Origin of the sequence: Intrasporangium sp., assembly GCF_051961875.1 — a bacterium.
GTDB lineage: Bacteria > Actinomycetota > Actinomycetes > Actinomycetales > Dermatophilaceae > Intrasporangium_A.
Genome location: NZ_JBQCCV010000012.1, coordinates 1 through 7,374, shown reverse-complemented (window position 1 = coordinate 7,374; position 7,374 = coordinate 1). Strand labels below are relative to the sequence as shown.

Genomic DNA, 7,374 nt, shown 5'->3' with positions numbered 1-7,374 from the left:
CCGGTCCCGGCTCGAGGCCCCGGATGAGGCTGGTGAGCCCGAGCTCGAAGCTGTCGTGGTCGATGCGCGTGGCCTCGGCGCGCAGCCGGTGCGCCTGGGTGAGGTGCGGGTAGCGGTCGAGGTAGACCTGGACGTCGTCGGCGAAGCCGGAGGCGAAGGGGGTTGAGGCGGCGCCGATGACGAGGTACTTGACGGCGCCAGAGATCTCGGTGGCGCGTCGCGGGGGCCAGCCGGCGCCGACGAGTCCCCCGTGGACTGAGTTGGCCATTTCGAGGAACTGTTCCCGGCGTTGGGTGCCGGAGGCGATGAGCGGCACGCAGTTCGGGTGCGCGGCGAGCGCGGCGCGGTAGGAGCGGGCCCAGGCGAGCAGGCCCTCGCGCCAACCCCGCGCGAATCCGGTCGTGTCGACCTCGGTGATGAGCAGGTTCGCGACGGCGTCGAGGACCTCGTCCTTGTTGGCGTAGTGGCCGTAAAGAGACGAGGGCTGCACGCCGAGGGCGTCCGCGAGGCGACGCATCGACAGCTCGGTCAGGCCGTGCTCGTCGATGAGGCGAAGGGCGGTGTCGCGGATCGTGTCGGTGCTGAGCAGGGGTGTCCGTGGCCTGGCCATGCTGCTTCTCCGTCCTGCGCCCACCGCGCGGATCACCGTTGTCGAAACGAATAGCGTTCGGTTAATATCCGAACAGCATTAGCCTACTGGGATGGAGACTGGCATGGCACGCACCGCTGCACCGACTGCCCCGCTCGAGCTGTTCGGCACCGACGCGTTGATCGGTGAGGAGGATCTGGCTATCCGTGACACCGTGCGCCGGTTCGTCGAGGACCGGATCCGCCCGGAGGTGGGCGAGTGGTACGAGGCCGGGTCGCTGCCGGCACGTGACTTGGCCAAGGAGCTCGGCCGGCTCGGGGTGCTCGGGATGCACCTGGAGGGGTATGGCTGCGCTGGGACGAGCGGGACGGCATACGGGCTGGCGTGCATGGAGCTGGAGGCGGGCGACTCGGGCCTGCGGTCGCTGGTGTCGGTGCAGGGCTCGCTCGCGATGTTCGCGATCTGGCGGCACGGGTCGGAGGAGCAGAAGCAGGAGTGGCTGCCCCGGATGGCCGCCGGCGAGGCGATCGGCTGTTTCGGCCTCACCGAGCCGGACTTCGGGTCGAACCCCGCCGGCATGCGCACGCGGGCTCGCCGGGTCGGGGACGACTGGGTCCTCACGGGCAACAAGATGTGGATCACGAACGGGTCGGTCGCGGACGTCGCCGTCGTGTGGGCGCAGACCGACGACCGGATCCGCGGGTTCGTCGTCCCGACCGAAACGCCTGGGTTCTCCGCCCCGGAGATCAAGCGGAAGCTCTCGCTCCGCGCGTCGGTGACCAGTGAGCTGGTCCTGGACGAGGTGCGGCTGCCGGGCTCGGCGGTCCTGCCGGGGGTGGCCGGGCTGTCCGGGCCGTTGTCCTGCCTCAACGAGGCGCGCTACGGGATCGTCTTCGGCGCGCTCGGCGCGGCACGCGACTGCCTCGAGGCGACCATCGCCTATGCCCGCGACCGCGAGATCTTCGACCGGTCCCTGGCGTCCTACCAGCTGACCCAGGCCAAGCTGGCCGACATGACCCTCGAGCTCGGGAAGGGGATGCTGCTGGCCCTGCACCTCGGCCGGCTCAAGGACGAGGAGCGGCTCGCGTCCGAGCAGGTCAGCCTCGGGAAGCTGAACAACGTGCGGGAGGCCATCGCGATCGCGCGGGAGTGCCGGACCATCCTCGGTGCCGCCGGGATCACGACCGAGTATCCGGTCATGCGGCACGCCAACAACCTCGAGTCGGTCCTGACCTACGAGGGCACCTCCGAGGTCCACCAGCTCGTCATCGGCAGGGCCGTCACTGGAGAGGCCGCCTTCCGCTGAGATCCGGCCGAGATCTCTACGCCTGTCACATCCGCGCGGCCCCGATCGTCAGACAGGATGAAAGCACAACGCGAAGCCACATCCGGAAGGACGGAGCGACATGAAGACGATGACCTGCCGGCAGCTGGGTGGGCCCTGCGACCTCGAGCACCGTGGTGAGACCGCGGACGACGTCATCAAGGCGCAGGACCGCCACCTGAAGGAGGCGGAGAAGGCCGGCGACACCGCTCACCACCCGGCGCGCGAGGAGATGAAGGCCCGCTGGCGCCACCCCAAGCGGTCGATGGACTGGTACCGGGACGCCAAGCAGCGGTTCGCCGAGCTGCCGGAGGCCTGAGCCCAGCTGCCCCGGGTGCCTGCAAGGCACCCGGGGCACTCACGTTGGGAGGCGGCCCAGCGACATACCCGTTTCGTATGCCGCTGGGCTGAGCTGTTTCCAGACCTCAGGCAGTGCCCGGCGGCGGGCCGGTGGTCCCGCGTACCACGAGTTCGACGGGCACCTTGGTGCTGACGGTCTGGGGCTCCTGCCCGCGGTCGGCCGACAGGCGTTGCCAGGCCAGCCGGCCGAGGGCCTGCTTCGGCACCCCGACCGTGGTCAGTCCCGGGGGCGTGAGCCCACCCAACGGGATGTCGTCGAACCCGGTCACCGAGACGTCCTCGGGCACGCGCACGCCCAGCTCATGCAGCCGGCTGAGCAGTCCGAGGGCGACGTTGTCGTTGAAGGCGATCACCGCTGTGGGACGGCTGTCGAGCGCCGCCTCTGCCATGCGATGGCCGTCCGACACCGTCGACCCGCAGGGGAGTGCGACCACGTCGAGCCCGGCACGCCGCGCCCGCTCGAGGACCCGGCGGCGTTGCCGGTCGGACCAGGCGTGCGCGGGTCCGCTCAGGTACGCGACGCGCCGGTGGCCCAGCGACACGAGATGATCGACGAGCTCGGTCATTCCGAGGTCATAGTCGACGAGGACCGAGTCGGCCGACTTGCCGCGCACGGAGCGGTTGATGAGGACGAGCGCCGGCACTGCGCGCGCGACCTCCGCGATCCGTGAGGCCATCATGCGGGGGGCGCAGAGGATGAGGCCGTCGACACGACGAGCGAGCTCCATCGCACAGCGGTACTCCTCCTCGGGATCCTCGTCCGAGTCCGCCACGAGGGTCTGCCAGCCCTCCTGGGCCGCCGCCGGCGTCGCTCCCTTGAGGATCTCGCCGAAGTAGGGGTTCGCAAGATCGGGGACGACGATGCCGATGGTGTGTGCCCTGCCGCTCAGCAGGACTCGCGCGGCCGGGTTCGGCCGGTAGCCCAGGCTGTCGGTGGCCGCCTTGACCCGCTCGCCCAGCTCCGTCGAGACCGGCTTCGCGCCTGTGAGTACCCGCGAGACCGTCGCGATGGAGACCCCCGCCAGCCGGGCGACGTCATGGATCGTCGGCCGAGAGGCACCCGTGGGCGGAGCTGCAGAGCCATGCACGACGTCATTCGACCACATCGACGAGACCTCGGCGTCGCTCGGCAGGCAGGGGTGTGCTCAGGCCGCCGACCCGTTGAGGACCAGTGGCTTGCCGTTCTCCGTGACGTTGCTCAGGACGAGCCCGTCGACGTACTGGACGACGTCGGGCTTGCGGGTCGTGCCGAAGTCCACGTCCTGCAGGGTCACCCCGGCGATGTGGTCGTCCTCGTAGCCACGGAGGTTGAGGCCCCGCTCCGCCGACTGCACTGTGATGCGCCGCAGGTCGAGGCTGCCGACGACCGGGTTGAAGCCGTAGCCCGGGCCTTCCTCGTAGAAGAAGTCGATGTCGACGACCGCCTTGGCCACCTGGCCGATGGTGATGTCGCTGGCGTAGAAGTCGGTGATGAAGCCGCCGCGGACCGAGTTCGTCTTGAACCGCAGCGCGATGTCGAGGTTGGGGCTGGACATCTCGCAGTTGCGGGCGAAGACCCGCCGGACGCCACCGGACATCTCGCTGCCGATCGTGACGCCGCCGTGGCCGTCGCGCATGAGACAGCCCTCGATGAGGATGTCTTCGCTCGGGACGCCGACCCGCCGCCCATCGGCGTTGCGGCCGGCCTTGATCGCGATGCAGTCGTCGCCGGTGTCGAACGTGCAGTTGCGGATGACCACCATCCGGCTCGACTCGGGGTCGCAGCCGTCGTTGTTGGGGCCGTGCGAGTTGACTGTGACGCCCTCGACGAGGACGTTCTCGCACAGGGTCGGGTGGATCTCCCACATCGGGGATCGGACGATGGTCACACCCTCGATGAGGACGTTGCGGCAGGCGTACGGCTCGATGAACGAAGAGCGGAGGCAGTCGCCCTCGCCGAAGACGCGCTGCTCGACTGGCACGCCCGCGGCGACCATCTGGATGAGCCGGTTGCGGGCGGCGTCCTGGCTCGGGTCGCCCTTCTTCCAGCCGTAGTCGGTCTTGCCCTTCCAGGGCCACCAGTGCTGGTTGTCGGCCTGCCCGTCGAGCACGCCCGAGCCGGTCACCGCGATGTTCTCCTGCCCGTGCGCGTAGATGAGCGGGGAGTAGTTGTAGAGCTCCATGCCCTCGAAGCGGGTCAGGACCGCGGGCAGGTAGTCGGCGGGACGCTGGCTGAACAGGAGGGTGGCGCCCTCGCTGACGTGCAGGTCGACGTTGCTGAGCAGGTGGATCGGCCCGGTGAGGAACGAGCCGGACGGGACGACGACGTGGCCGCCGCCCGCGTCGTGGCAGGCGCGGATGGCCCGGGCGAAGGCCTCCGTCGCCAACGTCGTCCCGTCGGCGACGGCGCCGAAATCGCGGACATCGAACCACCGGTTGGGGAAGTGGGGCCGTCGCACCTTGGCGTTGATGTACTCCGCCCGGGCCCAGGGGTTGCCGGGCGGGAAGGGGGAGGCGAAGGCGCTCGGGGCGAGGGTGGGGGCGAAGGCGGCGGCCGCGCCGGCGGCGCCGGCCCACCTGAGGAAGGTGCGTCTGCTGGTCTCGCAGGACATGGGTCACTCCTGGTGGAGGGGGCGGTGAGTAAACCTTTTCCTACAGGTGCACCCAGAGCCCGTCAAGAGGTGGCGGAGAGCGGCGCCACTCCGCCGGGCCCCATCGCCCGCGCGCCTGACCGTGCAGTATCGCTGCTGCCTGTCAGCGGCGGACCGGATATCGCAGGTGGAGAACCCGGTTGCCTCGGACCACCACGTCGGGGTCCTCGAGCAGGTATCGACCGTCCACCCGACCGAAGTACCGTTTGCCGGAGCCGAACACCACCGGCACGACGTCCATCGCCACCACATCGACCAGGCCGAGCGCGAGCGCCTGGCCCGCGACGTCCCCGGCGGAGAGCGCGACCACCCCGTCGGCAGCGAGCCGCCGGGCCGTCTCGATCGCTTCGGTCACGTCAGCCAGGAACGGTACGTCGGCCTCCGGGTGCCACCCGTCTGGCCGCGGCCGATGTGACACGACCACGAGGTTCTCACCCGCGGGCGGCTTCGCCTCCCAACCGTTCGTGAGGTCGAACAGGCGCCGTCCCACGACCGCACAGCGGATGCTGTCCCAGAACGGTTTGACGTAGCCGTACGAACGGTCGCTGATCGACATGCTGGGATGAGTGCTGTCATCGCTGCCGTCGAACAGGGGCCGGTCTCCGTTGAAGTACCAGTCGAACAGGGGTCCGACCTCGTCGTGGTCGTCGGCGATGAACCCGTCCACCGACACGACCGCGTGCATCACTACTGTGCTCATCTGTCCCCTCCGGGAGCGCCCAAGGCCGGGTCTGTGCGCCTTGTACCAGACTCTTCCAGAACGACGGTGCCCAACGGGTGGTGTCGGTCGAGGCATCGCGGAAGTGAGGAAAGCATGATCAGCGCCGAGTACACGATTCCCGGGCTCCACGTGCGCGAGCATGAGGTGGCGGTCCCGCTGGACTGGGACGCCCCCGAGACCTCTGCTGAGATCACCGTGTTCGCGCGTGAGCTCGTCGACCCGACGCGGCGGCACGAGGACCTGCCGGTGCTCGTCTACCTCCAGGGTGGGCCCGGCGGGAAAGGGCCCCGGCCGACGGATGCCTCGGGGTGGGTCGGGCATGCCCTCAAGACGCACCGGGTGCTGCTGCTCGACCAGCGCGGCACCGGACGGAGCACGCGAGTGGACGGGCGCACGATGGCGCGCTTCGAGGACGACGGGGCGGCAGCGGCATACCTGTCCTGCTTCCGTGCGGACTCCATCGTCAAGGATGCGGAGCACCTGCGCACCCGGGTCTTCCGTGCCCCTCGCTGGAGCACGCTCGGGCAGAGCTTCGGCGGGTTCATCACGCTCACCTACCTCTCGCAGGCGCCGGAGGGCCTCGCGGCGTGCTACATCACCGGCGGCCTCCCGAGCATCCGACCGGACGCCGAGGAGGTGTATCGGCGCACGTACGCGCGGGTGGAGACGAAGAACCTCGAGTACTTCGCCCGATACCCGCATGATCGGGAGCGGATGGACCGGCTCGCGGACCGGCTCTCGGTGGCGGACGTTCTCCTCCCGGACGGCGACGTGCTGACGGTGCGCCGGTTCCAGAGCCTCGGTATCGATCTCGGTATGAAGCCCGGTGCCGAACGGCTGCACTGGCTGCTCGAGGAGGCCCTCGACGCGGACGGCGAGGTGACCGACACGTTCCTGGGGCAGGTGCTCGGGCTGTCCAGCTTCGCCGACAATCCGCTCTTCGCCGCGCTCCACGAGCCGATCTACGGGCACGGTGCCGGGACGGCCACCGCCTGGGCGGCGCAGCGGGTGCGGGACAAGCTGCCGGAGTTCGCGGAGGATGCCCGTCCGGTGCTGTTCACGGGCGAGATGATCTTCCCCTGGATGTTCGAGGAGATCCGGTTGCTGCGCCCGTTCGCGGGTGCCGCCGAGGTCCTCAGTGCCCGGACCGAGTGGTCGCCGCTCTACGACCCGGACCGCCTGGCCCGCAACGACGTCCCCGTCGCGGCCGCGGTCTACTACGACGACATGTATGTCGACGCGGGCCTGTCGCTCGAGACCGCAGCTGCGGTGGGCAACGTCCGGGCCTGGGTGACCAACGAGTACGAGCACGACGGGCTGCGGCTGGGCGATGTCTTCCCCCGGCTGCGCACGATGATCGACGAGATGGGCGGAGGGAAGAACGGTGAGTGAGGCGGCGGACATCACGACGGCCGGCACCGGGAGCGGCGAGGCTGTCGCGGCTGCCGCAGCACAGCCGCTGGCACCCCGCTCGACTCCGTGGCCGGACGACCCCCCGCCGCTCATCGCCGGTCGCGGTCTGCCCCCGCGCCTGGCTGCGCTGCCCGGCTTCGTCGAGTTCATGGGCACCGGCTGGGGCTCCGCGGACCGCACCCCCTCCGTCCCGCCGGGGGGCGCCCCCGCCCCCCCCGCCCCCCCGGGACGGCCGTGCCCCCCCCAACAAAGCGCACCCCACGAGGAAACCCCCCCCCCCCCCCCCACACCCCACCAACACAACACAAACCAAAAAAACCCCCAACACCCCAACAAA

Annotated in this window: 7 protein-coding genes; 3 read left to right on the top strand and 4 right to left on the bottom strand. The window is 70.0% G+C overall.

The window, feature by feature from the left end; genetic code table 11:
- A partial coding sequence (locus ACTHJJ_RS00515; RefSeq protein ID WP_440300983.1) for a TetR/AcrR family transcriptional regulator occupies window positions 1-610 on the bottom strand: 610 nt, incomplete at its 3' end.
- A gap of 103 nt (window positions 611-713) precedes the next feature.
- Between ACTHJJ_RS00515 and ACTHJJ_RS00510 the strand changes: the two genes are divergently transcribed.
- Both ACTHJJ_RS00510 and ACTHJJ_RS00505 read left to right on the top strand, forming a co-directional pair.
- The gene (locus ACTHJJ_RS00510; protein ID WP_440300982.1) at window positions 714-1,895 is read left to right on the top strand and encodes an acyl-CoA dehydrogenase family protein; all 1,182 of its coding nucleotides are present in this window, start codon (window positions 714-716) and stop codon (window positions 1,893-1,895) included.
- A gap of 100 nt (window positions 1,896-1,995) precedes the next feature.
- Entirely contained in the window at window positions 1,996-2,232 is a 237-nt protein-coding gene (locus ACTHJJ_RS00505; protein WP_440300981.1) for a DUF1059 domain-containing protein, read from the top strand.
- Window positions 2,233-2,338: 106 nt separating this feature from the next.
- Here ACTHJJ_RS00505 and ACTHJJ_RS00500 read toward each other — a convergent pair whose 3' ends face one another.
- From ACTHJJ_RS00500 to ACTHJJ_RS00490, 3 genes are all read right to left on the bottom strand, one after another.
- Window positions 2,339-3,379: a LacI family DNA-binding transcriptional regulator gene (locus tag ACTHJJ_RS00500; RefSeq protein WP_440300980.1), complete on the bottom strand. Its 1,041-nt coding sequence runs from the start codon at window positions 3,377-3,379 to the stop codon at window positions 2,339-2,341.
- Between the two features lie 39 nt (window positions 3,380-3,418).
- Window positions 3,419-4,864 (bottom strand): glycoside hydrolase family 28 protein, encoded by a 1,446-nt coding sequence (locus ACTHJJ_RS00495; RefSeq protein ID WP_440300979.1) that lies wholly within the window; start codon window positions 4,862-4,864, stop codon window positions 3,419-3,421.
- Between the two features lie 142 nt (window positions 4,865-5,006).
- Window positions 5,007-5,603, bottom strand: coding sequence for a dihydrofolate reductase family protein (locus ACTHJJ_RS00490; protein WP_440300978.1), 597 nt, complete (start codon window positions 5,601-5,603; stop codon window positions 5,007-5,009).
- A gap of 114 nt (window positions 5,604-5,717) precedes the next feature.
- Here ACTHJJ_RS00490 and ACTHJJ_RS00485 point away from each other — a divergent pair, with 114 nt between their 5' ends.
- Window positions 5,718-7,016 (top strand): alpha/beta fold hydrolase, encoded by a 1,299-nt coding sequence (locus tag ACTHJJ_RS00485; RefSeq protein WP_440300977.1) that lies wholly within the window; start codon window positions 5,718-5,720, stop codon window positions 7,014-7,016.
- Window positions 7,017-7,374: the final 358 nt, after the last annotated feature.

Bases quoted from the DNA above. Each gene is read 5' to 3' on its own strand.
- ACTHJJ_RS00510 (WP_440300982.1), top strand. From the start codon at position 714: ATGGCACGCACCGCTGCACCGACTGCCCCGCTCGAGCTGTTCGGCACC.
- ACTHJJ_RS00505 (WP_440300981.1), top strand. From the start codon at position 1,996: ATGAAGACGATGACCTGCCGGCAGCTGGGTGGGCCCTGCGACCTCGAG.
- ACTHJJ_RS00500 (WP_440300980.1), bottom strand. From the start codon at position 3,379: ATGTGGTCGAATGACGTCGTGCATGGCTCTGCAGCTCCGCCCACGGGT.
- ACTHJJ_RS00495 (WP_440300979.1), bottom strand. From the start codon at position 4,864: ATGTCCTGCGAGACCAGCAGACGCACCTTCCTCAGGTGGGCCGGCGCC.
- ACTHJJ_RS00490 (WP_440300978.1), bottom strand. From the start codon at position 5,603: ATGAGCACAGTAGTGATGCACGCGGTCGTGTCGGTGGACGGGTTCATC.
- ACTHJJ_RS00485 (WP_440300977.1), top strand. From the start codon at position 5,718: ATGATCAGCGCCGAGTACACGATTCCCGGGCTCCACGTGCGCGAGCAT.